The 26,217-nt window shown below is 63.9% G+C and carries 20 protein-coding genes; 7 read left to right on the forward strand and 13 right to left on the reverse strand.

From position 1 onward, the window contains the following. The first annotated feature begins 423 nt into the window (after positions 1–423). Together SKZ59_RS25000 and pbpC are read left to right on the forward strand one after the other, a co-directional pair. On the forward strand, positions 424–6,168 hold the full coding sequence (locus SKZ59_RS25000; protein WP_319993277.1) for an alpha-2-macroglobulin family protein: 5,745 nt from the start codon (positions 424–426) through the stop codon (positions 6,166–6,168). A gap of 17 nt (positions 6,169–6,185) precedes the next feature. Further along, positions 6,186–8,270, forward strand: coding sequence for a penicillin-binding protein 1C (pbpC, locus tag SKZ59_RS25005; protein ID WP_319993334.1), 2,085 nt, complete (start codon positions 6,186–6,188; stop codon positions 8,268–8,270). 54 nt (positions 8,271–8,324) lie between these two features. Here pbpC and SKZ59_RS25010 read toward each other — a convergent pair whose 3' ends face one another. The 10 genes from SKZ59_RS25010 to SKZ59_RS25055 form a co-directional block, all read right to left on the reverse strand. Then, entirely contained in the window at positions 8,325–9,005 is a 681-nt protein-coding gene (locus tag SKZ59_RS25010) for a hypothetical protein (protein ID WP_319993278.1), read from the reverse strand. 69 nt (positions 9,006–9,074) lie between these two features. Beyond that, positions 9,075–9,404: a hypothetical protein gene (locus SKZ59_RS25015; RefSeq protein WP_319993279.1), complete on the reverse strand. Its 330-nt coding sequence runs from the start codon at positions 9,402–9,404 to the stop codon at positions 9,075–9,077. 115 nt (positions 9,405–9,519) lie between these two features. After that, the gene (locus SKZ59_RS25020; RefSeq protein WP_219329635.1) at positions 9,520–10,032 is read right to left on the reverse strand and encodes a hypothetical protein; all 513 of its coding nucleotides are present in this window, start codon (positions 10,030–10,032) and stop codon (positions 9,520–9,522) included. Between the two features lie 27 nt (positions 10,033–10,059). Further along, positions 10,060–10,545: a hypothetical protein gene (locus tag SKZ59_RS25025; RefSeq protein ID WP_219329634.1), complete on the reverse strand. Its 486-nt coding sequence runs from the start codon at positions 10,543–10,545 to the stop codon at positions 10,060–10,062. A 116-nt stretch (positions 10,546–10,661) separates the two neighbouring features. Beyond that, positions 10,662–12,008, reverse strand: coding sequence for a sigma-54-dependent transcriptional regulator (locus tag SKZ59_RS25030; RefSeq protein ID WP_081368342.1), 1,347 nt, complete (start codon positions 12,006–12,008; stop codon positions 10,662–10,664). Further along, a complete protein-coding gene (locus tag SKZ59_RS25035) occupies positions 11,995–13,896 on the reverse strand; it encodes a sensor histidine kinase (RefSeq protein ID WP_319993280.1) in 1,902 nt (633 codons plus the stop codon). Before SKZ59_RS25035 ends, SKZ59_RS25030 begins: the two co-directional genes overlap by 14 nt. Before the next feature lie 30 nt (positions 13,897–13,926). Then, positions 13,927–14,718: an ABC transporter ATP-binding protein gene (locus tag SKZ59_RS25040; protein WP_319993281.1), complete on the reverse strand. Its 792-nt coding sequence runs from the start codon at positions 14,716–14,718 to the stop codon at positions 13,927–13,929. An 11-nt stretch (positions 14,719–14,729) separates the two neighbouring features. Then, a complete protein-coding gene (locus SKZ59_RS25045) occupies positions 14,730–15,551 on the reverse strand; it encodes an ABC transporter permease (protein ID WP_034758877.1) in 822 nt (273 codons plus the stop codon). Between the two features lie 15 nt (positions 15,552–15,566). Further along, the gene (locus SKZ59_RS25050; protein ID WP_070304092.1) at positions 15,567–16,568 is read right to left on the reverse strand and encodes an ABC transporter substrate-binding protein; all 1,002 of its coding nucleotides are present in this window, start codon (positions 16,566–16,568) and stop codon (positions 15,567–15,569) included. A 398-nt stretch (positions 16,569–16,966) separates the two neighbouring features. Further along, a complete protein-coding gene (locus tag SKZ59_RS25055; RefSeq protein WP_034758874.1) occupies positions 16,967–17,203 on the reverse strand; it encodes a hypothetical protein in 237 nt (78 codons plus the stop codon). A gap of 467 nt (positions 17,204–17,670) precedes the next feature. On the opposite strand from SKZ59_RS25055, the gene SKZ59_RS25060 reads away from it, so the two are divergent. Both SKZ59_RS25060 and SKZ59_RS25065 read left to right on the forward strand, forming a co-directional pair. Continuing rightward, the gene (locus SKZ59_RS25060; RefSeq protein ID WP_223278908.1) at positions 17,671–18,171 is read left to right on the forward strand and encodes a winged helix-turn-helix domain-containing protein; all 501 of its coding nucleotides are present in this window, start codon (positions 17,671–17,673) and stop codon (positions 18,169–18,171) included. Between the two features lie 268 nt (positions 18,172–18,439). Beyond that, the gene (locus SKZ59_RS25065; RefSeq protein ID WP_319993282.1) at positions 18,440–19,312 is read left to right on the forward strand and encodes a zinc-dependent peptidase; all 873 of its coding nucleotides are present in this window, start codon (positions 18,440–18,442) and stop codon (positions 19,310–19,312) included. 4 nt (positions 19,313–19,316) lie between these two features. On the opposite strand, the gene SKZ59_RS25070 is transcribed toward SKZ59_RS25065, so the two are convergent. Continuing rightward, on the reverse strand, positions 19,317–20,006 hold the full coding sequence (locus SKZ59_RS25070; protein WP_319993283.1) for a LytTR family DNA-binding domain-containing protein: 690 nt from the start codon (positions 20,004–20,006) through the stop codon (positions 19,317–19,319). Beyond that, positions 20,003–21,664, reverse strand: coding sequence for a histidine kinase (locus tag SKZ59_RS25075; RefSeq protein WP_319993284.1), 1,662 nt, complete (start codon positions 21,662–21,664; stop codon positions 20,003–20,005). Before SKZ59_RS25075 ends, SKZ59_RS25070 begins: the two co-directional genes overlap by 4 nt. Before the next feature lie 164 nt (positions 21,665–21,828). On the opposite strand from SKZ59_RS25075, the gene SKZ59_RS25080 reads away from it, so the two are divergent. The 3 genes from SKZ59_RS25080 to SKZ59_RS25090 all read left to right on the forward strand — a co-directional run bounded on the left by SKZ59_RS25080 (position 21,829) and on the right by SKZ59_RS25090 (position 25,252). Continuing rightward, the gene (locus SKZ59_RS25080; protein ID WP_319993285.1) at positions 21,829–23,943 is read left to right on the forward strand and encodes a serine hydrolase; all 2,115 of its coding nucleotides are present in this window, start codon (positions 21,829–21,831) and stop codon (positions 23,941–23,943) included. Between the two features lie 186 nt (positions 23,944–24,129). After that, positions 24,130–24,696: a glycine zipper domain-containing protein gene (locus tag SKZ59_RS25085; protein WP_319993286.1), complete on the forward strand. Its 567-nt coding sequence runs from the start codon at positions 24,130–24,132 to the stop codon at positions 24,694–24,696. Between the two features lie 196 nt (positions 24,697–24,892). After that, complete coding sequence (locus tag SKZ59_RS25090) at positions 24,893–25,252, forward strand: hypothetical protein (RefSeq protein ID WP_034758862.1); 360 nt, start codon at positions 24,893–24,895, stop codon at positions 25,250–25,252. A 20-nt stretch (positions 25,253–25,272) separates the two neighbouring features. Here the strand turns inward: SKZ59_RS25090 and SKZ59_RS25095 are convergent, their stop codons facing one another. Then, positions 25,273–26,139, reverse strand: a complete 867-nt coding sequence (locus SKZ59_RS25095) for a universal stress protein (protein ID WP_319993287.1) — start codon at positions 26,137–26,139, stop codon at positions 25,273–25,275. Positions 26,140–26,217: the final 78 nt, after the last annotated feature.

A 26,217-nucleotide genomic window follows, 5' to 3' on the forward strand; every position in this document is an offset into this window, starting at 1 on the left:
ACATCTTGCTACACGTGCTATTGCTAGAGATCGACCACACTTCCAGGTGCGTTTTCTTGCGATAAATGCACTGCTGTTGGACTAGAGAATACGGTTGCAGGTTCAGGTGGTCGGTGCGCTGGCGCACAAAGCATTGCGGTATATCAATGGTGTTGCAGATTCACGACAATGACTTTGCTGTTGAAAAAAACTAATTTGCTAGGTGAAACTTTTACAAGCACGCCACTTCCTGGCGCCGCGGCAAGAGGCAATCGTACGACTTGTCACCTGCATGCCACTGTATATTAGCAACAATGATGAGCTTGATAACTAATATTACATTGATGTTGTATTCCTGCCGCGTTCCGTTGCTTTTCCAGGCTTCCGCCAAGCAACTTTTGCGCGCCGCAGCCAGCTCCGCCACTTTTCATCAAGGAGTCACCCGTGCCTGACCTGCCCCGTATTTTTTCTTCCCCGCTGACCGGCAAACTGGGGGCCTTGTGCCTGCTGCTGTCGCTGGGCTCGGCGACGCCGGCCTGGGCCGATAGCGGCGTATCCGTGTTTTCACCGAGCGGCACGGTCAAGGCCGTACGCCAGGTACGGGCGCAGTTCGCCACGCCGATGGTGCCGTTCGGCGACATGGGCTTGCCCGCGCCGTTCGCCATCGATTGCGGCAAGGCCGAGCCTGGCGTCGTGGCGGGCGCGGGGCGCTGGGCCGACGAGCGCAACTGGAACTTCGATTTCGAGCGCGACTTGCCGGCCGGCGTGGCCTGCAGCTTCACCTTGAAGCCGGGGCTGAAGGACCAGGCGGGCCAGGCCTTGCAGGGGACGACGTCGTACCGTTTCACCACGGGCGGCCCGGCCATCGTCGAGGCCGTACCGTATGACGGCCAGCCGTACATCGATGAAAACCAGATCTTCGTGCTGGGCCTGGACGCCGCGCCGAACGAGGCCAGCGTGGCCGCCAACGCGTATTGCCGCGCCGATGGCATCAATGAAAAGATTCCCGTACGCCTGTTCAAAGGCAAGGAACTGGAGCAGGTATTGACCCTGCGTAAGAGCTTTCTCGACCGCTACCTGACCGTGTATTTCAAGAAGCGGGGCGTCGTATGGAAAGTGGGCATGCCCGTGGCCAGCAAGGGCGCGCCGCCGTTGCCCGTCACCGTGCTGCAATGCAAGCGCAGCTTCCCCGCCAACGCCAAGGTGTCGCTCGTGTGGGGCGAGGGCATCGCCAGTGCCAGCGGCATCGCCACGGAGAAAGCGCAAACCCTGCGGTTCAAAACGCGTCCCGACTTCACGGCCAAATTCAGCTGCGAGCGCAGCAACCCGAAGGAGCAATGCATACCCTTCCTGCCCATGCGCGTGCAGTTTTCCGCGCCCGTGAGCGCCGCGCAGGTGCGCGCCATGATCTTGAAGGGGGGAGGAAAGACGTATGCGCCGACGATTTCAAAAGAGGAGGAAAAGGCGGAATTCCTGTACAGCGCCGCCTTCAACGGCCCCTTCCCCGTGCAAGCGAGTTTTGTCTTGAGCCTGCCGCCGAAGCTGACGGATGACGCGGGCCGCGCCTTGCTCAATCGCGCGCGCTTCCCCATGACGGTGCGTACGGGCGAACAGCCGCCGCTGCTCAAATTCCCGGCCCCGTTCGGCATCATCGAAGCGAAGGGCGACGGCTTGCTGCCCGTCACCGTGCGCAATATCGAACCCGTGCTGACGGGCAAGGAAGTCGCCCAGCCATCCGCAGCAGCCACTGGCGCCACCTTGCGCGTGCCCGACAATGACGACAAGTTCATCATCGAGTGGATGCAGCGCCTGGCCGGCAACGGCGACGGCGGCGAATACTGGCAGCCGTACGCGCAATATGCGGGCAACATGAGCAAATCCGTGCTGGCGGGCGCCTCCGGCACGCGTCCCATCAGCCTGCCCCGTCCCGATGGCAAGAAAACCTTTGAAGTGATCGGCATTCCGCTGCAAAAGCCGGGCTTTTATGTGGTCGAACTGGCCAGCCCCATCCTTGGCAAAGTGTTGTTGGGCAAACCGACGACGGCCTACATCCGCACGGCCGCGCTGGTGACGAATCTGGCGGCCCACTTCAAGCATGGCGCGCAATCGTCGCTCGTGTGGGTGACGTCGCTCGACAAGGGCGCGCCTGTTGCGAAGGCGCAAGTGGCCGTGCGCGACTGCGCCGGCAAGCTGCTGTGGCAAGGCGCCACGGGTGCGGACGGTGTGGCGCATATTCCCGGCGAGCTGGCCAATTCCAGCTGCAAGAATAATGGCCGCTACTTTATCAGCGCGCGCAGCGGCGGCGACATGACGTTCACCCTGTCGGACTGGGTGGGCGGCATCGAAGCGTGGCGTTTCAATTTGCCCACGGACGACACGCGCGCCGACAACACCCTGCTGGCGACGGTATTTGACCGCACCTTGCTGCGCGCCGGGGAAACCGTGCACATGAAGCATTTCATCCGCAAGCACACGGGCGAAGGCATGAGCCTGGTCGACAAGAACAACGGTCCCGGCAGCGCCACCTCCGTCGTCATCACGCACCAGGGCAGCGACCAGAACTATCAATTGCCGCTGCGCTGGTCCGCCAGCGGCACGGCGGAAAGCGACTGGGTCATCCCCGCCGACGCCAAGCAGGGCGAGTACAGCGTGACGATGGCGGGCCGACCATCCGGCAGTTTCCGCGTGGAAGCGTTCCGCGTGCCGACCATGAAAGCCGTGCTGCAGGGACCGAAAGCGCCCGCCGTGCAGGCCAGGCAGCTGGCCCTCGATGCGCAAATCACGTATCTGGCCGGCGGCGCGGCCACCAATGCGCCCGTCAAGCTGCGCACGGTGCTGCAAGACAAGAGCGTGACGTTTGCCGATTATCCCGATTTCAGTTTCAGCAATGGCGACGTGAAGGAAGGTCTTGTGAAACAGGGCACCGGCTACGACGACGATGAGGGCGGGTGGCAGGACGAGGGCAATGGCGGGCATGCCGGTGCAGGCGCGGCTGCCGCGCGCACGCAAAGCTTGACCCTGGACAAGGCGGGTGGCGCGCGCATCGTTATCGACCAGCTGCCGCAGCTGTCCACGCCGCGCGACCTGGTGGCGGAAATGGCGTTCCAGGATGCGAATGGCGAGACGGCTTCCGTTGCCACGCGCGTCCCGCTGTGGCCATCAAACTATCTGATCGGCATCAAGCCCGACGCCTGGGCCTTGAGCAAGGATGCCTTCAAGTTCACGGTGGCCGTGCTGGGCACCAATGGCAAGCCCGTGGCGAATGCCCCAGTCGCCGTTGATTTCTTCCAACGCAACAGCTATTCGCACCGCCGTCGGCTGATTGGCGGCTTCTATGCATATGAAAACAGCAGCGAAGTCATCAAGCTGGGCCCGGCGTGCTCGGGCAAGACGGATGGCAAGGGCCTGTTGATGTGCGACGTGAAGGCGCCCGCCAGCGGCAATCTGATTCTGCGCGCCAGCACGCAGGACAGTGCCGGCAACGCGGCTGTCGCCAACCGCGAAACGTGGGTGGCCGGCAGCGGCGACTGGTGGTTCAACGCCAGCGACAATGACCGCATCGACGTGCTGCCTGAAAAGAAACGCTATGAACCGGGCCAGGAAGCAAGCTTGCAAGTACGCATGCCGTTCCGTTCGGGCACGGCGCTGATCACGGTCGAGCGCGAAGGCATTCTCGATACCTATGTGCGCCAGCTCAATGGCCGGGAACCGGTGGTGAATATCCCGGTCAAACCGAACTACGCGCCGAATGTGTATGTATCCGTGTTTGTCGTGCGGGGCAGGGTCGATGGCGTGCAGCCGACGGCCTTGGTGGACTTGGGCAAGCCGGCCTACAAGATGGGCATCGCACCGCTGAACGTGGGGTGGCAGGCGCATGAACTGAACGTGATGGTGGTGTCCGACAAGGAGGTGTATAAAACGCGTGACAAGGCGGAGGTGTCCGTGCGCGTGCGCCGCGCCGACGGGAAACCATTGCCGGCCGGCGCGGAAGTGGCGCTGGCGGCCGTCGATACGGGCTTGCTGGAACTGATGCCCAACGATAGCTGGAAGTTGCTCGATACCATGATGGCGCAGCGCAGCCTGCAGGTGGAAACGGCGACGGCGCAGATGCAGGTGATCGGCAAGCGCCACTTCGGCCGCAAGGCTTTCCCGGCCGGCGGTGGTGGCGGCAAGGGCGCCAGCCGCGAGCTGTTCGATACCCTGCTGTTCTGGAAGGGCACCGTCAAGCTCGACGCCAAGGGCGAAGCCACGGTGCAAGTGCCGCTCAACGATTCATTGACGGCGTTTCGCATCGTCGCCATCGCCAGCGCCGGCAAGGAACTGTTTGGCACGGGTAGCACGGACATCCGCAGCTCGCAAGACTTGATCCTGATGTCGGGCTTGCCAACTCTCGTGCGCGAAGGCGACCAGTTGCGCGCTGGCTTTACCGTGCGCAACACCTCGGCCGCGTCCTTGAGCGTGGACCTGAACGCCACAGCGGCCGGCAAGGCGCTGCCACGCCAGAGCTTGACCCTGGCGGCGGGCGAAGCGCGCGAAGTAGGCTGGGATTACCAGGTGCCGCTCGGTGCGCAGCAGATTGTGTGGGAGATCGGCGCCAAGGCAGGTAGCCATACCGATAAACTGAAAATTACGCAAAAGGTGGGCCAGGCCACGCCCGTGCGCACGTACCAGGCCACTTTGCAGCAAGTCGACAAGCCCATCAATCTGTCCGTGCAAATGCCGGCCGGCGCCTTGCCGGGCCGGGGCGGCATCCAGACCAGCTTTGTCGCCAAGCTCGGCGGCGAACTGCCAGGCGTGCGCGAATACATGGCCGCGTATCCGTACACCTGCTTCGAGCAAAACACGTCGAAAGCCATCGCCCTGCAAGACCAGGAAGCGTGGAACAAGCTGGCCGCCAGCCTGCCCGCCTACCTGGACAGTGACGGCATGCTGAAATACTTCCCCATCATGGAGCAGGGCAGCGACAGCTTGACGGCGTATGTGTTGTCGGCAACCCGGGAAGCGGGCTATGCGATTCCTGAGCAGACGAAAAACCGCATGGAAGCAGCCTTGACAGCCTTCGTGCAGGGCCGCATCGTGCGCCGTTCCGCCCTGGATACGACGGACCTGGCCGTGCGCAAGCTCGCCGCGCTGGAAGCGCTGTCGCGTTCCAATAAAGTGCCGCCCGATGCGCTGGAAAGCATCAGCATCAACCCGAATCTGTGGCCGACTTCGGCCGTCATCGACTGGAGCCTGTTGCTGCAACGCACGCCAAGCTTGGCACGCCGCGATGCGCTGCTGGCCGAGGCGCAGCAGATACTGCGTTCGCGCCTGAATTTCCAGGGCACGACCATGGGCTTTTCCACCGAGCGCAAGGATAACTGGTGGTGGCTGATGGTCTCGGGCGACGTCAACGCCAACCGCCTGCTGCTGGCCGTGATGGACAACCCGGCGTGGAAAGACGACATCGGCCGCCTCGTGCGCGGCAGCATGGGTCGCCAGAAGAAGGGCCGCTGGGATACGACGGTAGCCAACGCCTGGGGCACGCTGGCCATTGCCAAATTCTCGGCCAAGTTCGAGTCCACGCCTGTGACGGGCGCCAGCGCCGTCAAGCTGGGCGGCGATACGCAAGCACTTGTGTGGAATGGCGCGGCGAAAGTGGGACCCGTGCTGCAAGCGTGGCCGAAGGGCACGGACACCCTGGGCCTGGCGCACAGCGGCACGGGCAAACCGTGGGCCACCGTGCAAAGCCTGGCGGCGATCCCGCTCAAGGCGCCCGTGTCCAGCGGCTACACGATCAAGAAAACCGTTACGCCGGTGGAACAGAAGACGGCGGGCGCATGGTCGCGCGGCGACGTCTACCGCGTGCGCCTGGATTTGTCGGCGCAGGCGGACATGAGCTGGGTCGTGGTCGACGACCCGATCCCCGCCAGCGCCACCGTGCTGGGCAACGGCCTGGGCCGTGATTCGCAGTTGATGACGGCGGGCGAGAAATCCACGGGCTGGGTCTGGCCCACGTTCGAGGAGCGCGCATTCGACGCCTTCCGCGCGTATTACGCTTTCGTGCCGAAGGGCAGCTGGAGCGTGGAATACACGGTGCGCCTGAACAATGCTGGCGATTTCAGCCTGCCGGCCACGCGCATCGAAGCCATGTATTCGCCCGAAATGTTTGGCGAGTCGCCGAACGCGAATGTGAAGGTGGGGCAGTGAAAGGCAAGGTTTTACTGATGGGCTGCCTGCTGGCCAGCCCGGTCCTTGCCGAGGCGGTCCTGACGCCGGCCCAGGTGCAGGCCGCCTACCGCAGTTCGGAAGCGCAGTTGCTCGACCGTAGCAGCGCGCCGCTGCAATCCTTGCGCGTGGACATGAAGGTGCGGCGGCTGCCGTGGGTGCCGCTGGCCGATATTTCACCGGCTGTGCAGCAAGCCGTGCTGTTGGCGGAAGACCAGCGCTTCATGCAGCATGGCGGTGTGGATGTGTCCGCGCTGGCCACAGCCGCCTGGGACAATCTGTTTTCCAAGAAAGCCCGGGGCGCCTCGACCATCACCATGCAGCTGGCGGGCCAGCTCGACGCGGACTTGCAGGCGTCCTCGGGCGGGCGCAGCCTGCGCCAGAAATGGGACCAGATGCGCGCGGCGCAAGCCATCGAAGACAGCTGGAGCAAGGCACAGATTTTTGAAGCGTATTTGAATCTGGTATCGTTCCGCGGCGAGCTGCAGGGCATTGCGTCCGCCTCGTACAGCCTGTTCGGCAAGGCGCCGTCCGGCCTGAACCAGACGGACGCCATCATTTTGGCCAGCCTCGTGCGCGCGCCGAACGCGCCGCCGGCCACCGTCACGCGGCGTGCCTGCGCGCTGGCAAAAGAGTGGCGCATGGACAGCAGCTGCCAGCTGATCGGCCAGCGCGTGCAGACGGCCTTGCAGCGCAACGCGCTGGCTGCGGAACTGACGCCGGCGCCGCAAGTGGCGCAGCAGTTGCTGAAGCAGCCCGGTGCGCAGGTCGCCAGCACGCTCGATGGTCCTTTGCAGCGCTTCGCGCAGGAAAACCTGCGCCAGCAGCTGGCCTCCTTGCGCGAGCGCAATGTCAACGACGGCGCCATCATCGTGTTAGATAACCGCAGCGGCGAGATCCTCGCCTATGTCGGCAATGCGGGCGGCAGCCATGTCGATGGCGTGGCGGCCCTGCGCCAGGCCGGTTCCACCCTGAAACCATTTCTATATGAACTGGCGATCGAGCGCCGGCTGATGACGGCCGCGTCCGTCATGGACGACTCGCCGCTCGACGTCGCCACGGCGTCGGGCATGTATGCGCCGCAAAACTACGACCGCAATTTCAAGGGTTACGTCAGCGCCCGCACCAGCCTGGCCAGCTCCCTGAACATTCCCGCCGTGCGCACGGTGCTGCTGACGGGGCAGGACGGCTTTTACAACCGTCTCAAGGAAGTGGGCCTGTCGAGCCTGACGGAACCGGCCGAGTACTACGGCCCGTCACTGGCGCTGGGCTCGTCCGAAGTGACCTTGCTGGAACTGGCCAACGCCTACCGCGCGCTGGCCAATGGCGGGCTGTACAGCACGGCCAGCCTGCAGCCGGGCCAGGCTGGCAAGGACCGGCGCCGTGTGATGGAGCCGGGCGCCGCCTTCATCGTCGGCGACATCCTGGCCGACCGCGCCGCGCGCAGCATGACGTTTGGCTTGCGCAACGAGCTGGGGACGAATTTCTGGAGCGCCGTCAAGACGGGCACGAGCAAGGACATGCGAGACAACTGGTGCATGGGTTACTCGGCGCGCTACACGGTGGGTGTATGGGTGGGCAACTTCGACGGCAAGCCGATGTGGGACGTGTCGGGCGTGACGGGCGCCGCGCCCGTGTGGCGCGACGTCATGGATTACCTGCACAAGAACGTGCCCAGCCACGCCCCGAAAGCGCCGCCAGGCGTATTGCAGCAGATGGTGGCGTACCAGCCCGCGCTCGAAGCGCCGCGCCGCGAATGGTTTATCGCCGGCACGGAAAGCCCCGTCATCGCTGTCTTGGGCGACACCGTGAAGCCTCCTGCCATCGTGTATCCGGCCGAAGACAGCATCCTCGCCATCGACCCCGACATCCCGCCAGCCCTGCAGCGCGTGTTCTTCCAGGCCCAGGGCAGCCATGCCTTGCGCTGGGTGCTCGATGGCAAGGACCTGGGCGCGGCGCTTGACAGCATCAGCTGGCGCCCCGTGCCGGGCAAGCACGCGCTGGCGCTGGTCGATGATGCGGGCAAGACGGTGGCGCAGGTGGCGTTCCAGGTGCGGGGCAATGCGCTGGCGTCGCTGAACTAGGCGGGGTGAACCGTGTCCTTGGCCAGCTTCTAGCGCAATATAATCAAAAAATATTTACGGTGCGCTGAGGATGTTCGTCAGCGCAATCCGGTACGCCGGTTGCACCTCGCCATTCTTGTCGAGCTTGTCCGTCATGATTACGCCGAAACCCTGCGCGTACCATACGTATTCGCCGCTTTTGCCTTTGCTTTTGCCGCCCACGTCATGCAGTTCGAACTTGCAGGCGTCGGGGAAGCGGCGGCCGCCCAGTTCCAGGCGCTCCCAGCCGAGGAAGGTGATGGAGAAATTGCGCTCGTCCGTGCGTGTCGAGGTGGTGATCTTGTCGGACAGGCCCGCCAGCGGGTAGTGGGTACTCGTTTGCGTGTCCGAGAACTGCACGCGCACTTCCTGGCCGGGGCGCATGTTGGCGGGGATGGCGGACTGCGGCGTGTAGACGTTCTTGCTGCGCACGGTACCGTCTTCATTGTAGTGGACGTTGCCCGTCAGGAATACCTGGCCATCGCGGATGTCCTGGTAGGACGTGGCCAGCAGCACGCCGCCGTTGAGGATCAGCTGCGTGCCCTTTTGTTTCTTGCCCTCGAACATTTCCTCGACGTTGACTTGCGCATCGCCATTGTTCTTGCTGAACTTGATGCCCGTCGTCAGTTCCATGCACTCGCCCACCGTGGGCGCCGCCTGTACGCTCGCGGCCGCCAATACGCCCGCCGCCATCATTCCACACCATGCTGCTTTCATTGTCTTCCTGGCTATCTTGTAAAGGCGTGATGATAGCGTGCTTGGAAGCAACGTGGCGCAGCGCAGACACTATTTCGTGGGGGCGATGGGGATGCTGGGCACCGCAGGTGTGGACGCTGGCGGCTCGGTGGGCGTGCCGCTGTGCGGTTTGACCCCATGATTGGCCGTCTGTTTTCCGCGCCGCGTGCGCTTGTCCGTGCGGGTTTTGCTGGCCTTGCCGTCGTGGACCAGCTTGCCTTTGTTGTCGAGCTTGTCGGAGGCATCCGATTGCTGGCCCGGGTCCCTGGCATTGTTGGTGTGGTTGCCCGTCTGGTTCAGATTCGTCGTCGACTGGGCTTGCACCCAGGCGCCGCCAACGGTCATCAGGGTGGCGGCCAGCAAGAGAGCGGGAGTTTTCATGGTGCGTGTCCTGTATGGGAAGTTGGGAGTTGCTGTCGAGACTGGATTGTCACATGCGTGCTGCCGTTTCCAAGTAGGAATATGCCGCATGCGCGTGTGAGCATATTGCCAGTGTTCACGCATGTTGGCCCGCACGCAGGCGCAGGCGCCGCGCGCTCAGGCCATCGCGCACGGACCATGCCAGCGAGATGGCGCCCATGGCGGCCAGCCACTGGCCGGGTCCGCCGGGCGGCAGGGCCTGCATGGCGGCCGGCAGGGCAAGCCAGCCGCGCAGCGCCTGCAGCAGCAAGGTGGCGATCACACCCAAGTTAATGAACAGCAAGACGTGCAGGATGCGCTCGGGTACGGGCAAGCGGCGCGTGTCGCCTTCGACCACGGTGTCGCGCAGCGAGACCAGTATCTCCGCCAGCAGCAGTGCCACGGGCCACCAGGCCAGCCAGCCATGCCAGCTGAACAGGCCCAGCGAGGGGAACAGCAGGCCGAAGATGACTTCGCGCGCGCTGTGCAGGCGCTGCTCGGCGGCTGCGCCCGGGCGCGACGGCAGCCGCACGAGCAGCTCGTGGTTGAGGATGACGTCGGCCCCGCCCAGCAGGCCGTGCAGCAGCAGCGCGGCCTGCAGCGCCGTCATGGCTATCCCGTGCCGCGTTGCCGGCGCTTAGCGGCCGGGCTGGCGCGGCGGCACCACGCCCGTGTTGCCCGAGGTGCCGGAATTGCCCGTGTTGCCGGTGTTACCCGAGGTGCCAGAGTTGCCGGAAGTCCCCGACGTCCCTGACGTTCCCGAAGTCCCCGACGTACCTGTGCCGCCCGTATTGCCGTTCATGTTCTGCGTGCCGCTGCGCGCGGCGTTGCCTGCGGACTGGCCGGCGCTGCCCGGGGTGCCGCCGCCCGAGTTGGTGCCGCTGGTGGACTGTCCCGTCGTATCGTTGTTGCGCGATTTTCCCGATTTCTGCTTCTGTTTCTTGTCATGCTTGCGCGGCGTCGTGTCATCCTGTCGCGTATTTTGCTGCGTATCTTGCTGGGCCGCCGTGCCCGTGTTGCCGGTGTTGCCCGTGGTATTGCTATTGCCCGTCGATTGCGCCTGAGCCAGGGCGGCTGCGCTGCCCAGCAGCAGGGCGGTCAGCATCAATGCAGATGGTTTCATGGGAACTCCTTCTCGTGGCATGAAGTGGAGTACCGATTCTGGCACGCGCGGGCAGGGCGGCAAGTAGGAGCGCGCCGCCCGCGGCTGTGGGTGCATGGCTGGCCGTGGCGCAGGCGTCAGCGGAATTGCTCGGTCGAAATATCGAAACGCTTGAGCTTGTCGTACAGGGTTTTCTTGGGAATATTCAGGCTGGCCGCCGCGTCGATGACGTTGCCGTTGTGGCGGCGCAAGGCTTCCTCGATGATGGAAATTTCGAACGTGTCGACTTGCTCGGCCAGCGACGCTTCGCGGCAGCCGGCCGGGCTCAGGGTGTCGTCGAGCAAGCCCAGCACGAAGCGGTCGGCCACATTGTGCAGCTCGCGCACATTGCCGGCCCAGCGCTGCGCCATCAGGGACGCGATCAGTTCACCGCTGACGAGGGCGGCCGGCTGGCCGTAGCGCAGCGCCGCCTGCAGTACGAAGAACTCGAACAGCAGCGGGATATCCTCGCGCCGGTTGCGCAGGGCGGGCAAAGTCAGGCTGGCCACGTTCAGGCGGTAATACAGGTCGGGCCGGAATTTCCCCTGTTCCGCCAGTACATTCAAGTCTTCCTTGGCGGCGGCGATCACGCGGAAATTCACAGATATCAATTTGTTCGAGCCGAGCCTCTCGACCTGCCGTTCCTGCAGCACGCGCAGCAGTTTCACTTGCAGGGCCAGCGGCATGCTTTCGATTTCATCGAGGAACAAGGTGCCGCCGTTCGCGTACTCGATCTTGCCGATGCGCTGGCGCTGTGCGCCCGTAAACGCGCCTTCCTCGTGGCCGAACAGTTCCGACTCGAAGATCGATTCGGGCAGGGCGCCGCAGTTGATCGCCACGAATGGATGGTCGCGCCGCTCGCTGAAGTCGTGCAGGCAGCGGGCAATCAATTCTTTGCCCGTCCCCGTTTCGCCGAGGATGATGATGTCGGCCGACTTCGGCGCCAGGTTCAACACCAGCTGGCGCACCTTGGCCATGGCGGCGCTGCGGCCCACGATGCGCGCTTCGATGCCGACCCGCTGCTCGAGCTGGCGGCGCAAGTTCATGTTTTCCAGCACCAGGTGGCGCTTGTCGAGGGCGCGGCGGCATACTTCCACGAGCAAGTCGGCGGAAAACGGTTTTTCGATGAAATCGTAGGCGCCACGGCGCATGGCGCCCACGGCCATCGACACGTCGCCATGTCCCGTGACGAGGATGACGGGCAGGCTGGCATCCTGCGCCACGGCGATATCGAGCAGTTTCAAGCCATCGATACCGGGCAGCTTGATATCGCTCAATAAGATGCCGGCAAATTCAGGCACCAGGTAGGGCAGCGCTTCCTCGGCCGTGGCGACGGCCGTCACTTGCAAGCCCGCCAGTTCCAGCGATTGCCGGGCGCCCTTGCGTACGACGGCATCGTCTTCCACCAGCAGCACTTGCATGCCTTCAAAATTATTCTCGTGCATGAGATGTTTCCTTGTCTCTCTCCCCCGGGTCGCAGCTCAGGGTGATGGTAAATTGTGCGCCGCCCCCTTCCTGTGCGCTGCGGTTGCGCACGGCCAGGGCGCTGCCGGCAGCGCGCAGTATGCCTGCGCTGATCGACAATCCCAAGCCCAGCCCGTGTTCCTTGGTGGTATAGAAGGGGTCGAAGATCTTGTCGAGCGAAGCCAGCGGGATGCCGGGGCCATTATCGGTGATATGCAACACGGCAAGGCTACCTTCGCGGCGCACCTGGAACCAGATCTGCACGGCTTCGCTTTCCGGCACGGCATCCATGGCGTTGGTGATCAGATTGGTAAACACCTGTTCCAGGCCGATGGCGTTGCACAGCACGATGATGTCGTCCTCCAGCCAGCTTTCATGCAGGGTCAAACGCTGCGAGTTCTTGCGCGTGCGGATTTGCAGCATGGTTTGCGCAAACGCCTGGCGTACGCTGACGGGTTTGCGCGCATCGTCGCTGCGCCGCGCAAAACCTTTCAGTTGCGACGTCACATAGCCGAGCCGCTTGACGAGGTCGGAAATGGTCGTCAGGTTATCGAGCGCATCGTCGATCTGGCCCCGCGCCAGAAACACCTTGGCATTGTCGGAAAACGTTTGCAGGGCGGCCAGCGGCTGGTTCAGCTCGTGCGTGACGCCGGCCGCCATCTGGCCGATGGCCGCCAGCTTGCCGCTTTGCACCAGTTCCGCCTGAGCATAGCGCAAGGTTTGCTCGGCCCGTTCGCGTTCCGTCACCTCGGCTTGCAGGCGGCCATTCGCGTGGACGAGGTCGGCCGTGCGCTGCTCGACCTTGATTTCCAGCTGTTCATAGGCGCGCGCCAGGGTTTGTTGCGCATTGAGCTTGTCGGCGATGCGGCGCCGGCGCTGGCGGGCATACATCAGGGCCAGCAGCAGCAAGGCCCAGCCCAGCGCGGCGGCGATGGCCGCGTTGCGCGCCGCCTCATCGACCTGGTCGAGTTCGGCCAGCACGGTGATCTGCCATTGCAGCGGCCCCAGCGCGCGGTTCACGGCCAGGTAGTCGGCGCTGCCGGACAGGGCGGGGGTGTCACTCGTCTGCGGACGTTCCAGGGTCATCACGCTGGCGCCGTCGGCAAACTGGCGGCTGACGCGGTGCGGCAGGATGGGCAGGTTTTCTTGCAGGAACTGGCGCTGTTCGCTGATGTCTTTCTTCGCGTCCGGCGCCAGCGGAGCCAGGGTCTTGAACTTGAAGGCGGGCGTGGTGGCCAGGATGATCACGCCATTCGCATCCTTGACCCAGATCTGTTCGCCCGCGCCGGGCGTGCGCCACGATTGCTCGATCCAGTCCAGGTTGACCTTGGCGGCGACGATGCCGATGATGCGCCCGTCGCGCTGCACGGGCTGCGAAATGAAATAGCCGGCCTCGAAGGTGGAAAAGCCGATGCCGTAGAAGCGGCCGATGCCGCCTGCGATGGCGTTCTTGAAATACGGACGAAAACCATAGTTGACGCCCACATACGAGCTGCGGTCTTGCCAGTTGCTTGACGCCAGGGTCGTGCCCTTGTCGTCGAGCACGTAGACGGCAAAGGCGCCCGCGCGGCGGTTCATGTCGACCAGGTAGGCGTTGATCTGCGTGACTTTATCGGCGCTGGGCTGTTCCAGCAATTGCGCCACCGCATCGCTCTGGGCCACGGCCAGGGGCAGGAATTCGTACTTGTTGAGGGCGCCGCCGATGGACGCCGCATACAGTTCCGCGCGCGAATCGAGGGTGCGGTGCAATTCATCGAGCTGGCGCTGCTTGACCCAGGCATACGACGCCCACGTCAGCACGGCCAGCGACCCCACGGCCAGCAGGGGGGCGAATGGCCTTGGGGTCTGACCCGCCGGGTCAGACCCCAAATAAGTTTGCGGTCGCTTAATCAAGCTCCCTCAATCGGCGGTACTGGCCATGGTTTCGGCATTGTGATGACGCTGCTGCTCTTCCATCACCATCTCGCCCAGCATGCGCTTGAGGCGGTTGAACTCGGGGTCGCTCGGGTCGCGCGGGCGGGGCAGGTCGATGGCCACGTCGCGCTTGATGGTGCCGGGACGGTAGGTCATGACGATGGTGCGGTCGGCCAGGTAGATCGATTCCTCGATCGAGTGCGTGACGAACACGATGGTGGTGCCGAAGACTTTCCAGATTTTCAGCAATTCATCTTGCAGGTTGCGCCGCGTCAAGGCGTCCAGCGCGCCGAACGGTTCATCCATCAGCATGATCGGCGAATCGAGGGCCAGCACGCGGGCGATGGCCACGCGCTGGCGCATGCCGCCCGACAAGTCTTTCGGGTAGCGGGCACGGAATTCCGTCAAGCCCAGCATGCTCAGCAGCATGTCGACCCGTTCCTTGATCTCGGCTGGCGCCTTGCCGGCGATTTCCAGGCCGAAAGCGATATTGCTCTCGATGGTCATCCATGGGAACAGCGCGTATTCCTGGAACACCATGCCGCGGTCGGGGCCGGGTTCGGTGATCAGCTTGCCGCCGGCCAGGATCTGGCCCGACGTCGGTTGCGAGAAGCCGGCGATGGCGTTGAGCAGGGTCGACTTGCCGCAGCCGGACGGTCCCAGCAGGCAGATGAACTCGCCGCTGGCGATTTCCAGGTTGATGTCCTTCAGGGCGATGACGTCCGCGCCGCCCGTGGTGAAGATTTTATTGACTGCGTTGATATTGATCGTGGTCATGGCCGTTCCTCTCAGTGTTCCAGGCCGCGGTGCCACTGCAGCAAATGATTATTCAGGGCATTCATGGCGATATCGATGGCCAGGCCGAACAGGCCGATGGTAAACATGCCGGCGATAATCTTGTCGGACCAGAAGTACTCGCGCGCTTCCAGGATGCGGAAACCGAGGCCGCTGTTGACGGCAATCATTTCCGCCACGATCACGACGATGAAGGCCGTGCCCATGCCGATGCGCGCGCCGGCCAGGATGTACGGCGTGGCGGCCGGCAGGATGACGCGGCGGAACATCGTCATCTGGCTGGCGCCCAGGTTGCGCGCGGCGCGGATGTAGATGCCGTCGACCTGGCGCACGCCGGCGATGGTATTCATCAGCACGGGGAAGAAGGAACCGATGCTGATCAGGAAGAAGGCGGGCGGATTGCCCAGGCCGAACCACAAGATCGCCAGCGGAATGTAGGCGATCGGCGGAATCGGGCGCAGCACCTGCACCAGCGGATCGAACAGTTTATAGATGGTCTTGTTGGTGCCCATCAGCAAGCCCAGCGGCAAGGCCAGGCCGGCGCCGATGGCAAAGCCGCCCAGCACGCGCGACAGGCTGGCCCAGGCGTCGTGCGGCAGTTCGCCGGAGAACATCCACACGAGGTAATTGCCCGCTTCGGGCGTGTACGCTTCCATGGGAATCAGGTATTCATACCACTTCACGACCACGGCGACGGGCGAGGGCAGGATTTGCGGGTTGATCCAGCCGAACGTGGACATGGCTTGCCACAGCAGCAGCACGGCGACGGGCACGGCGGCGCCGTGCGCGAAGCGTTTCATCATTTGAATATTCATCATGACACTTTCAGATTAGCGAGGTGCGTAGGACTTCTTGGCTTTTTCCAGCAGATCCAGCTTGACCCAATCCTTGGCGGCAGGCGCTTTGGCCATGCGGCCCACGCCGAATTTCACCATGTAGTCGGTGGTCAGCTGCACGTGGCTTTGCGTGATGTCTTCCGTGAAGATGGCGTTGTCGATGGCGTCGCGGTAATCGTCAGAGGTGATCTGGTTCTTGAACATCGATTCGCGCACGTATTTTTCCGCCAGTTTCGGGTCGGCCAGGAAGGCGCGAGTGGCGGCGACGAAGCAATCCATGAAGCGCTGGGCCACTGCCGGCTTTTCCTTGTACATTTTTTCCGTCATCACGAGCGCGCGCACGGGCTCGCCCAGCGGCGTGTCGTAGGGCTTGATGATGGCCGCGCCATATTTCTTGTGGATGGCCTGGGTCGAGTACGGCTCGGACTGGCTCATGACATCGATATCCTTGGTCAGCAGCGCCTGGTTCAAGTCCGGGTAGCCCATGTACAGAATCTGCACGTCCTTGCCCGGCTTGTCGGACCAGGTCAGCTTGGCCTTGGTCAATTCGGCAAACAGCAGGATTTCCTGCGGACCGCCGCGCGTGACGCCGACTTTCTTGCCTTTCAGGTCGGCGATACCCTTGATGTTCAGGTCGGGACGGCCGACGATCTGCACGCCGCCCTTGGCAAAGCCGCCCACCAGGTACACGGGCAAGCCCGTGGCGCGGCCCGTGATGGCCGCTTCCAGCGCGCTGGCGGACACGTCGATTTCGCCGGCGATCATGGCCGGCACGATGTCGAGGCCCTTGGCGAAGATGCGCTCTTCGATCTTCAGGTCGTATTTCGGCGCGATTTCCTTCATGTAGGCGACGGCGCCGTAATGGGCGAATTTCAGGTTGCCCAGGCGTACGGTATCGGCCGCGTGGACGGCCAGCGGGAATTGCGCGGCCAGGGCGACGGCCACGGCCAGTGCCTTGGTGTTGAGGAAGGACGAGATGCGGAAGGTGCTTGCCATGCTGTTGTCTCCAAAAGGTAGATGGTTTTTATATAGTGGGTCAGGCCGCCGCTCTGATGGCGGCTATGAAAATATAAAAGCATCTTCCGTGCCAGTGGAGCGCATTTTGGCGTTTATTGCAAGTGATTGTTTATAAAGGTTTAATTTGAATCTATTGAAATTGGGAAATGGCGAGATTCCGCCTTTCCGCACGACCAGGGGAAAGACTGTGCGGATTGCCGCATTGTGGCGGGCGGGTTCGGTACCGGCTTGCGGGCTTACATGCCGTTGAACCTTCATGGCATGGCCGACTCCAATCGTAAAAAAACGCGTTGCAAACAGGCTGGCAACGCGTAACTCCCCCGTGGAGTAGGGGCGGCGCCGCGCGGGCGCCTGATGGATAGCTCTGTCTGCCGGGCTTACTTTGGCGCCGTGGCGGGCGGCAGGGCCGGCGCGGTGGCCGGGTCCGTCAGCGGCGCAGGCGGCGTCGTGCTGCCAGGACCCGCTTCCGGCGTGGCTGGCGCGACGGGGGGCGGCATCACTTGTGGCGCGGAAGCGGGGTTGGGCGCCGTTTCGGGCAGCGGCGCGTCGGCCGGTTTTTTGCAGGCGGACAAGGTGATCAGGGCGGCGGCTGCCAGCAGACTGGGCATATTCATGATGGTTCCTTTGCAAAGTATCAAGATTGGCGCAATGCGGGCGGCGGGTGCCACGCGCGAAGCTTGAATTTATTGCAAGGATGCCGACGCTTCTGTTCGCTATTTCACTTTGTGCGCGTATGCGAGCGCAGCGTTTTTAGATGTCTTTTATAGATGCACTGAGAGAAATAATTCAACAAGGCAATATTTTTCACTTTCTTGCTTCTAATGTTCGTTAACGCACAGACCAGTGAGGAGCAGGATGGCATTCTGTGCCCAGACGCTCAGGATTCGTGGCGTTCTGGTATAAAAATTGCCAAGAACTTAACAATCCGGGCTACCGGCAATCGTTTAAAAGGAGTATTCAAATGCATGCAATGACTCAGTCTCACGTGAAGAGCGAATTAAAGGCAGCGCACCAGGAACTTCGTAGCCCAGAAAAAGGCTCGCAAATGGTAGAACGCGCAGCACCCATCCCCCCGGAACGCATGAATCCCATTTCCATGGCACCGATCGAGCGCGTGCGTTCGACGTCGGCCACCCTGCGCCGCATCGAAAACATGCAAAAGCTGATCGGCGAATTGTCGCTGCACGAGATGCTGGCAGACGAAATCGCCTGGTTCCTCAAGTTTTCGCCATCGGGCGCCCGCAAATACATCCGCGACCTGCGCGAAGCGGGCGTGATCGAACTGGCCCGCTACATCGAAGGCACCGCCACCTACCTGGGCAAGGCAGTGTACCAGCTGACGCCGGATCCTGAGCGCGTGCGCGCCTTCCTGGCCGCCATCGTCCAGCCAAAACGCGAAGGCGCGCCACCGCGCAAGGACCGTCCCGGCCTGCGCGAGCAAAGCATGGCAGGCAGCGGCCGTCACTTCCACATCCTGGCCGATGACACGCATTACGCCATCCGCGTCAACCGCGGTCCCGTGACGCGCGATCCGCTGGTGGCAGCCTTGTTCGGAGCGCCGCAGCAAAAATCTGCCGAGTAAAAACGCGTCTGAGCGGCCGCCTGGCGGCCGGCGGGCGGAATGCTTGTGGTTTTGATTCTCAGATGCATGTCGAAAGCCGGGTTGCAACCCGGCTTTTGGCGTTGGGACAGGCCGTTTCATGTCGTCTGATTGAAAAGACTGCAAGCATCCCCATGTGGGCTGGACTGCTGCCCGCAACGCGCGGGTTCACTTGAAGGAGCTTGTCCTTGTCTGCCTACGCCGCCTCATTATCGTGTCCGCCACTGTTTTGCCTGAAACGGGACTCCGCATGAACCCGCTGCTGTGGATCGCCATTGTCACGGCTGCCATCGTCTTTTCGCTGTGGTTTCCCCGCTGGCGCCTGAAGCGGGCCCTGGTCAGGCCCTTGCCGGCGGAAGGCCTGGCCGTGCTGGAAAAGAATATTCCCGTGTATCCGCGCATGCCGGCGCCGCTGCAGGAGCAGTTGCGCCGTCTCGTCGTGCAATTCCTGTATCAGAAGAAATTCGTCGGTTGCGGCGGCCTGGAGATCACGGACGAGATGCGCTACACCATCGCCGGCCAGGCTTGCCTGCTGCTGCTCAACCGCCAGACGCAGGTGTATCCGGAACTCGACACCATCCTCGTGTATCCCACGGAATTCATCGTCACGCGCGATGAAGTGGGGCCGGGCGGCGTGGTGACGCCATCGGCCAATGGGCTATTGGGCGAATCCTGGGGCGATGGCAGAGTCGTGCTGGCCTGGGATCACGTGCAGCGCGGGGCGGCCGACTGGACCGATGGGCACAATGTCGTGCTGCATGAATTTGCCCACCAGCTCGACAGCGAATCGGGCGCCGCGAATGGCGCGCCGTATTTGCCCAGCGTGTCGAGCTACCGCAGCTGGGCCACCGTGCTGTCGCGCGACTTCGACAACCTGCGCCACGACGCCATCTACCAGCAGCACAGCGTGATGGACCATTACGGCGCCACGAATCCCGCCGAATTCTTTGCCGTGGCCACGGAAACCTTCTTTGAAAAACCGTACCAGATGGCCGAGCGCCACGAAGAACTGTACGCGCAATTCTTGCAGTACTACAAGGTCGACCCGCGCGACTGGATGGCGCCACCCGTGGAGCCCGAGCACATGGCCTCGCCGTTTCCCAACTACGCGGCACATTGGTAAACGTTCAGCCCAGCAGCCGCTGTTTCAGCGCGGGATAACTGCTGCGCGACACGGGTATGCCCGTGCTGGTCTGCGTGTCGAGCGCGTATTTGCCGCCTGCCGCGATCCGCAGCCGTTTGAAGCCGAGGCTGTTGACGATGTAGGAGCGGTGCACGCGCAGGAAGTGGGACGGCAGCAGGGCCATGAGCTTGTCGATGGCCAGGTCATGAAAACACTGTTCGCCGCTGCGCAGCACGATATTGCTGTAGTGGCCATCGGCTTGCACATGGTCGATGTCGGCCATGGCGATCCATTCCAGCGCCCCCCGTTTTTTCACAGCCAGCGAGGCCGCTTCCGTATGCCGTCCCGTGTAGCGTTGCAGCGCCTTGTGCAGGCGCTCGCGGCTGAAAGGCTTGGCAACGAAGTCGAGCACGCCGAACTCGAAGGCCGTGATCGAGCGTTCCGCGTGGGCCGAGACGATGATGGTCTGGAACGGGGCTGTCTGGGCCAGACGCAGCAAGTCATAGCCGTCCGCGCCATGCAGGTTCAAGTCCAGCAGCAGCAAGTCGACCTGTTCCTGGGCCAGCGCGGCCAGCGCTTGCGGGACATTGTCATGCAGCACCAGCGCCGTCAGGCGCGCGCCGAAATGCGCGCGCACCTCGCGTTCTAGGCCTTGCGCGATCAGCGGTTCATCTTCCAGTATCAACACATTCATGGCGCCGCCGGCAAGGTAAAGGTGAGGCGCCAGCCAGCCTGCTGCTGTTCGTTCGCATATTCACGCTCATAGCGGGCCGCATCGCCGAACACGGCGTGCAGGCTGGCGCGGATGTATTGTTCGCCCACGCCGCCGCCCGCATGCTGGCGTGTCTCGCCTTCGGGCAGGATCAGGGTGAGCACGTGCGTTTGCGCATGGTGTGCGATGCGCAGGATAAAGGTGGCGCCGTGGCGGTAGCGGTTGTGACTGAACGCATTTTCCAGCGCCGTCAGCAAGGTTTCGGGCGGCACGGTGATGCCCGCCGCCTCGCCATCGAGCTGCAGGCTGCACGGCTGCTGCAGCCGCGTGCCCATGATGCTCAGATAATTCTCGCACAGGGCCAGTTCCTGCGTCAGGGCGATGCTGGGCTGCTGGGCGAATTCGTTGAGCATGCGCAACTCGGCGCCCAGTGCCTCGATGAAGGTTTCGGCCGCCTGCGGCGATTGCGAGTTGAGTTCGCTGATCAGGCTCAGGGAATTCATCAGGAAATGCGGTTGCATGCTTTTACGCAAGAGCTGGTTTTCCAGCTGCTGGGCGCGTGCCGCCTTGCTGCGTTCGCGCAGCAGCTGCGCCAGCAGTTGCGCGCACAGGGGCAGCAGCATGAAGCACACGACGAGGGCGAAGCCACCTTCGGCAAACTGGCTGCCCGTCAGCAGGAACAGGGCGCACGAGGCCAGCGCGATCAAGGTGCCGCTGAGACTGCCCGGCAGGCGGCGCCACAGGGCGCCCAGGTTGAGCGCCAGGCTCGCTGCCAGGCCCGTCAAGAACATCGACCAGCAGCGCGAGTCGAAATGCGCGGACAGCGCGCCGGCCAGCGCGATGCCCGCCAGCAGTACCGCCGCCGCCAGCGGCCAGCTCGGCAGCCGGTATGCCGTATAAAAATACAGGGGCAGCAAGGCGGAAAACAGCCAGGTCAGGGCGCTGACGGCGTACAGGCGCGGCAAATGCATGGGATAGGCATAGCCGGCAACGCTGCGCCAGAGTTCCACCACCAGCAGCAGCGCCGCCACCAGGCACAGCGCGGCAAACATGGCCCAGTGCCGCTGCCGCTGGTACAGCGCGGTCAAGGCGAGAAACAGCAGGGCGACGGCACCCAAGGCCCCGGCCAGCAGCAGCGGCGGCAGCCTGTACCAGGCCAGCGCCGCGCGGTAGTCTTGCCGGTCGACCAGGTACAGCGCATACAGTGGCGACGCCAGGCGTTCAGGCGCCTGCTGCGTCGACAGCAGCAGGCGCAGGTGGTGCGTGCCCATGGCCAACTGCCGTGGCCTCAGGTGGACGGCGAAATCGATGTCGCCCGCGCGTTCCCCGCTGGCCTGGCGGGCCGGTTGGCCATTGCTGCCGATCAATATGCCGTCGAGCCAGACTTCGCTGGAAGCCAGCGCCGACAGCACCAGCAGCTGCGTCGACGAGGGCGTGGCGGCCACGGTGAGGTCGCGCTCGACGCACAGCAGCAGGCCCGGCTTGAGTAGCTGGTACAGCGAGACGGCGGGCGTGGCGCTGGTTGTGCCGCAGGCGCGCCAGCCTTCGGCCAGCGATAGCCTGTCCATGCCCATGGCGAAAGGGGGCAAGGCCAGGCAGCACAGCAGCAGGTAGCGGAAGCAGGAGGGCATGGCGGGCATTGTAGCTGCTCATTTGCCAACCCTTTGCAACATTTTCATCCGCTTCGGTGCCGTTCATGCGGGCCTCGTGCATTTCGTGCACGGCCCGCCAACAGTGTGTAAAAGACACTTACCATGCATCAGCGCCGTGCTGTGGACACGGCCCTCACCATGGAATATTAATTATGCAAAGCAGCAAATACTACGGTTTCGCCGGCGCGCTGGCGCTGTTCTGCGGCGTGGCGCAAGCCGCTTCCGCTCCCGCTTCTGTTCCCGCTCCTGCTCTGGCCGCGCGCCTGGCCGATTTCGACGGCTGGGTCGCTCAGCGCATGGACAAGGCCCGCATCCCGGGCGTGACCGTCGGGTTCAGCCAGGGCGACGTGGAATGGGTCAAAGGCTATGGCTATGCGGACCTGGAAAACCGCGTGCCGGCCACAGCCCGGTCCAGCTACCGGCTCGCGTCCGTCACCAAGCCCATGACGGCGGTGGCCATCCTGCAACTGGTGGAACAGGGCAAGATCGACCTGGATGCGCCCGTGCAAACGTATGTGCCGTATTTCCCTGTCAAACCGTTTCCCGTGACGGTGCGCCAGTTACTGGGCCACCTGGGCGGCATCGACGCCTACCGTAACAGCAAGGCGGAGAAGCACTTCAAGGAGCACAAGGATACGCGCCAGTCCATCGCCGTCTTCGAGCAGTTCGACCTGATCGCCGAACCGGGCACGCGCTTTCGCTACACCAGCTACGGCTACAACCTGCTGGGTGCCGTCATCGAGAGTGCCTCGGGCGAAAGCTATGGCGGCTACATGCGGCGCCACGTATGGGGGCCGCTGGGCATGGACACGATCGTGATGGATGACCCCGACGCCGTGATCGCCCATCGCGTGCGCGGCTACCGGCTGGCCGGCAAGGAGTGGAAAAATGCGGAATTCGTCGACATCAGCAGCCGCTTTTCCGCCGGCGGCACGCGCGCCAGCGTGCCCGACATGCTGGCGTTCGGCAGGGGCGTGCATGAAGGCAAGATACTGTCGGCGGCCAGCGTGGCCGCGATGGTGCAGCCGATGGCCACGCGCGCCGGCCGCTTGACGGACTATGGCATGGGCTGGGAAGTCGTCCCGACGGGCGGGCGCTACGCGATTGCCCACAGCGGCCAGCAGCCGGAGACCGTCACCTATCTGTACAGTTTTCCATCGCGCAAGCTCACCATTGCCGTCGCCGCCAACCTCGAGCGCGTCAATCCCGAGGCGTTCGTGCAGCGCCTGTTCGAAGTCGTCACGGGCGAACCGTGGCAGCTGAACACGTATATCGCCGATGCGGGCGCACAGCGCGCGTATCAGGTGGCGCAAGGCTTGTTCGAAGAGGGCAGGGCGTACGCCGAGCGCACGGATCAACCGTATGCCGATGCGGCCGCCACGCGCGAAGCATTTACGCAAATCAACCGGCAAGCGCTGGCGCCCGATGCCAGGGCGGCGCGCGCCTTCATCGACGCGGCCCGCCATCCCGCAGGCGGCCGCGTGTTTCTCACGGCCGGCGCCAGTATGGCCGGGCAGTTGCGCCAGTCGGGCGTCGACTTGAATCAATACGCGCGCGGCGGCGCGCTGGCGTTTGCGCGCGACTATGTCCTGTTGTCGCAAGGAACAAAGGCCGGCGCCGTGCCCCGTTTCGACCCTGCCTTCGAGCAAGCCATCATGACCCTGGCCGGCAGCTGGGACCGCACGGCCGCCATCGCCTGGCCGGCCGCGGCCCCATCCATCGCCGCGCTCGATAGCCAGCTGCGCACGGCCTTCCGTGGCCAGCGCGCCTATCCCGATTTCGTGCCCGAGCTGCAGGAACTGGCGCAAGCGTCGGCCGCGCGCGGCGAGATAGATACGGCGCTGGCGGCCAGCCGCCTGGCCGTGGAACTGTATCCGCTCAGCGACCGTGCGCATGCGCTGCAAGGCTTGACCCTGCTGCACGCCGGCAAGACGGAAGCGGCCCTCGCGGCCCTGCGCCTGGCGCTGGAGCGCGATCCGCTCGGTGCGGCCAGCCCGGCGGCGCTGAACCTGGAAGCCTACCGTTTGAAAGGCAGCGGCGCCGTGGCGCAAGGCATGGCCGTGCTGCAGGCCGCCGTCCGCCTGCATCCGCGCGACGCGAATCTGCAGGATAGCCTGGCCGAGTTTTATGTCGAGCAAGGCTTGCACCCGCAGGCTGTCGAGGCCTACCGGCAGGCGCTGCGGCTCGATCCCCGCTATCCGGGCGCCGTGGGCGCAAAAGCGGCGATCATCCGCCTCGCTGGCGAGACGAAGGCGCTGGCGCATTAGAACAGCTAATGGGCTTTGCGCGCACAACAATTCCTGTCCGATATCCGTAGCCCGTACGGCGCAGCCGCATGATTGATTGGCTGTGTGCGTAACTGTGTGCGTAAGCGAACGGTATCCTGGCGCCGTCCGGCGCACGCTATCGTAGCGGCGCACGGTGCGCCAGCAGCCGACCAGGAGGGCCGTATCATGTCACGCATCATCGCAGGTCATTTTCAGTTGCAGGAGCAGATCGACGCCGCGCGCGCGGCCCTGAACCAGGCGGGGTTTCCCGACAGCCGCATCAGCGCCTTCTTTGTCAACCAGCCGGGCCAGCATGATTTGCACGCGCTTGGCGGCGACCGCGACATGTCGCCTGGGGCCAAGGAAACGCCGGAAGGCGTAGTGGAAGGCGCGGCCGTCGGGGCCGCCGTCGGTGCGGGCATCGGCGCGGCCACCACCCTGGCGACGGGGCCGCTGGGCCCGGTGGTGGGGGCGCTCGTGGGCGCCCACGTGGGCTCGCTCTACAGTTTCAACAAGATGAAGGACGCGGGCGAACCCGAAGCAAATGGCGAGGGTAATGGCGAAAATCGTCGCCAGCCCCGCCATCCGGGCATGCTGATCGCCGTCGCGCTCGGTGGCCTTGAGGAGCGCGAACGGGCGCTCGAGACCTTGCACCGTCTCGGCGCCGAGCACATCGAGGAAGCGGAAGGCACGATCGCCAATGGCGACTGGCTGGATTTCGATCCGCTCAGCATACCCGTGCTGGTGGCGTGAATCGGCGCGCCAGCCGCGGAATATGCATAAATTCCGCGCTGCATGAAATTTAGGTATGATCCTTGTTAGTATTCGTAATTATTGGTAAACAATGCCGACAGGGATAGTTTCCGCGCGCCCGAAGTGACACTGGACCAAGGTGACTGCCTGTAGTACTTGCCTCGCATGCTAACGGGTATGAATAGGAGGTCGCGTCATGACACAGGCATGGTTCATTCTGACACGGGCCGATGGGCGCGACATCTGCGCGCCCTCGCCGGCACAGCTGGCCGATGCGCTGGCCGAGGTCTACCGCGGCGGCGCCGTGGCGCAGGATGGCAGCCCGGCCGCCGTCCTGTTGCGTTTTGGTTACGACGATGGCTTGATGTATCAGGTCGAGGTCGCTAGCGGAGGCGAAGTCACTTTCGAGGAATGGTCGGACCGCGATTGCGAAATCGCCCTGGCCAGTCCGCGCCACATGTCGGCCCTGCCGCAGGACGACGCGCTGCAGCTGTGGCAGTGGCTGGCGCAGCGCCAGGTGGCAAAGATCCGCAGCCAGCCCTGGCAGGGCGGCTAGCCCGCCGCTTTCAATACACCCTAGTGCGCCATCAGCACGGGGATCGTCATGCTTTGCAGAATTGTGCGCGTGACGCCACCGAGGATGGTTTCGCGCAGGCGCGAATGGCCATACGCTCCCATCACCAGCAAGTCGGCCGACAGGTCGGCCGCCTGCGACAGCAGCGCCTCGCCGATATCGCCGCGCCGCACGCCACCGCCATCGAGCAAATGCAGCCGCGCTTCCACGCCGTGGCGCGCCAGGTATTGCGTCAGTTCCGCGCCCGGCTGTTCGCCGTGCTCGGCTGCATGCACCTGGGCATCGAAGATGGCCACGTGGACTTGGCCGGCGCGCTGCAGCAGGGGCAGGGCGGCGCTCACGGCGCGGCTCGCTTCCTTGCTGGCGTTCCAGGATATGAGTACATTGCGCGCGGCCGCCGGCGGCGCCAGCAGGGGCAGCGGCGGCGTATACGGCACGATCAGCACGGGACGTCCCGAATGCAGCAGCACGTAGGCGGGAAAGTCGCGCATCACGGACGGCGACTTATCCTTGGCATTGTATTGGCTGATGACAACCAGGTCCGCATAGCGGGCCAGCAGGCTGATGCCGCCCGCCGCCTCGTCGTCGAGCACGCGCTGTTCGAACGAAGCGACACCGGCTGCGCGCACCTGCGCCTCGAAACCGTCGAGGGCGTGCGTGGCCCGATCGCGCAGGAAGTTCAGGTGCAAGCTCAGGTTCGGGTCGGCATCGAGGTCGGGCTGGTTCTGGTACAGCAGGCGCGACACGCCCGTCAGCGCCACACCCGTCAGGTGGCCGCCGCAAGCCTGGGCGATGCTGGCCGCCGCTTCGATGCGGGCGGCGCGCCCGGCGCTGTCGTCGATGTGGAGCAATACGGTCTTGTACGTCATGGCTTGTCCTCTCGCTGTGCAGTAGCGGCCATTCTGGCACAGTCCGGGGTGCCGGCCGCGCACGACTGCATCAGGCTG

This window comes from Janthinobacterium sp. GMG2, assembly GCF_033949445.1.
Taxonomy (GTDB): Bacteria; Pseudomonadota; Gammaproteobacteria; order Burkholderiales; family Burkholderiaceae_D; genus Janthinobacterium; species Janthinobacterium aestuarii.

Excerpts from the sequence above, each read along its gene's own strand:
- SKZ59_RS25090 (WP_034758862.1), top strand. The coding sequence starts at position 24,893 with ATGACACAGGCATGGTTCATTCTGACACGGGCCGATGGGCGCGACATC.
- SKZ59_RS25025 (WP_219329634.1), bottom strand. The coding sequence starts at position 10,545 with ATGAAACCATCTGCATTGATGCTGACCGCCCTGCTGCTGGGCAGCGCA.
- SKZ59_RS25020 (WP_219329635.1), bottom strand. The coding sequence starts at position 10,032 with ATGACGGCGCTGCAGGCCGCGCTGCTGCTGCACGGCCTGCTGGGCGGG.
- SKZ59_RS25070 (WP_319993283.1), bottom strand. The coding sequence starts at position 20,006 with ATGAATGTGTTGATACTGGAAGATGAACCGCTGATCGCGCAAGGCCTA.
- SKZ59_RS25060 (WP_223278908.1), top strand. The coding sequence starts at position 17,671 with ATGAATCCCATTTCCATGGCACCGATCGAGCGCGTGCGTTCGACGTCG.
- SKZ59_RS25075 (WP_319993284.1), bottom strand. The coding sequence starts at position 21,664 with ATGCCCGCCATGCCCTCCTGCTTCCGCTACCTGCTGCTGTGCTGCCTG.
- SKZ59_RS25045 (WP_034758877.1), bottom strand. The coding sequence starts at position 15,551 with ATGAATATTCAAATGATGAAACGCTTCGCGCACGGCGCCGCCGTGCCC.
- SKZ59_RS25050 (WP_070304092.1), bottom strand. The coding sequence starts at position 16,568 with ATGGCAAGCACCTTCCGCATCTCGTCCTTCCTCAACACCAAGGCACTG.
- SKZ59_RS25040 (WP_319993281.1), bottom strand. The coding sequence starts at position 14,718 with ATGACCACGATCAATATCAACGCAGTCAATAAAATCTTCACCACGGGC.
- SKZ59_RS25085 (WP_319993286.1), top strand. The coding sequence starts at position 24,130 with ATGTCACGCATCATCGCAGGTCATTTTCAGTTGCAGGAGCAGATCGAC.
- SKZ59_RS25080 (WP_319993285.1), top strand. The coding sequence starts at position 21,829 with ATGCAAAGCAGCAAATACTACGGTTTCGCCGGCGCGCTGGCGCTGTTC.
- SKZ59_RS25010 (WP_319993278.1), bottom strand. The coding sequence starts at position 9,005 with ATGAAAGCAGCATGGTGTGGAATGATGGCGGCGGGCGTATTGGCGGCC.
- pbpC (WP_319993334.1), top strand. The coding sequence starts at position 6,186 with ATGGGCTGCCTGCTGGCCAGCCCGGTCCTTGCCGAGGCGGTCCTGACG.
- SKZ59_RS25015 (WP_319993279.1), bottom strand. The coding sequence starts at position 9,404 with ATGAAAACTCCCGCTCTCTTGCTGGCCGCCACCCTGATGACCGTTGGC.
- SKZ59_RS25055 (WP_034758874.1), bottom strand. The coding sequence starts at position 17,203 with ATGAATATGCCCAGTCTGCTGGCAGCCGCCGCCCTGATCACCTTGTCC.
- SKZ59_RS25065 (WP_319993282.1), top strand. The coding sequence starts at position 18,440 with ATGAACCCGCTGCTGTGGATCGCCATTGTCACGGCTGCCATCGTCTTT.
- SKZ59_RS25095 (WP_319993287.1), bottom strand. The coding sequence starts at position 26,139 with ATGACGTACAAGACCGTATTGCTCCACATCGACGACAGCGCCGGGCGC.
- SKZ59_RS25030 (WP_081368342.1), bottom strand. The coding sequence starts at position 12,008 with ATGCACGAGAATAATTTTGAAGGCATGCAAGTGCTGCTGGTGGAAGAC.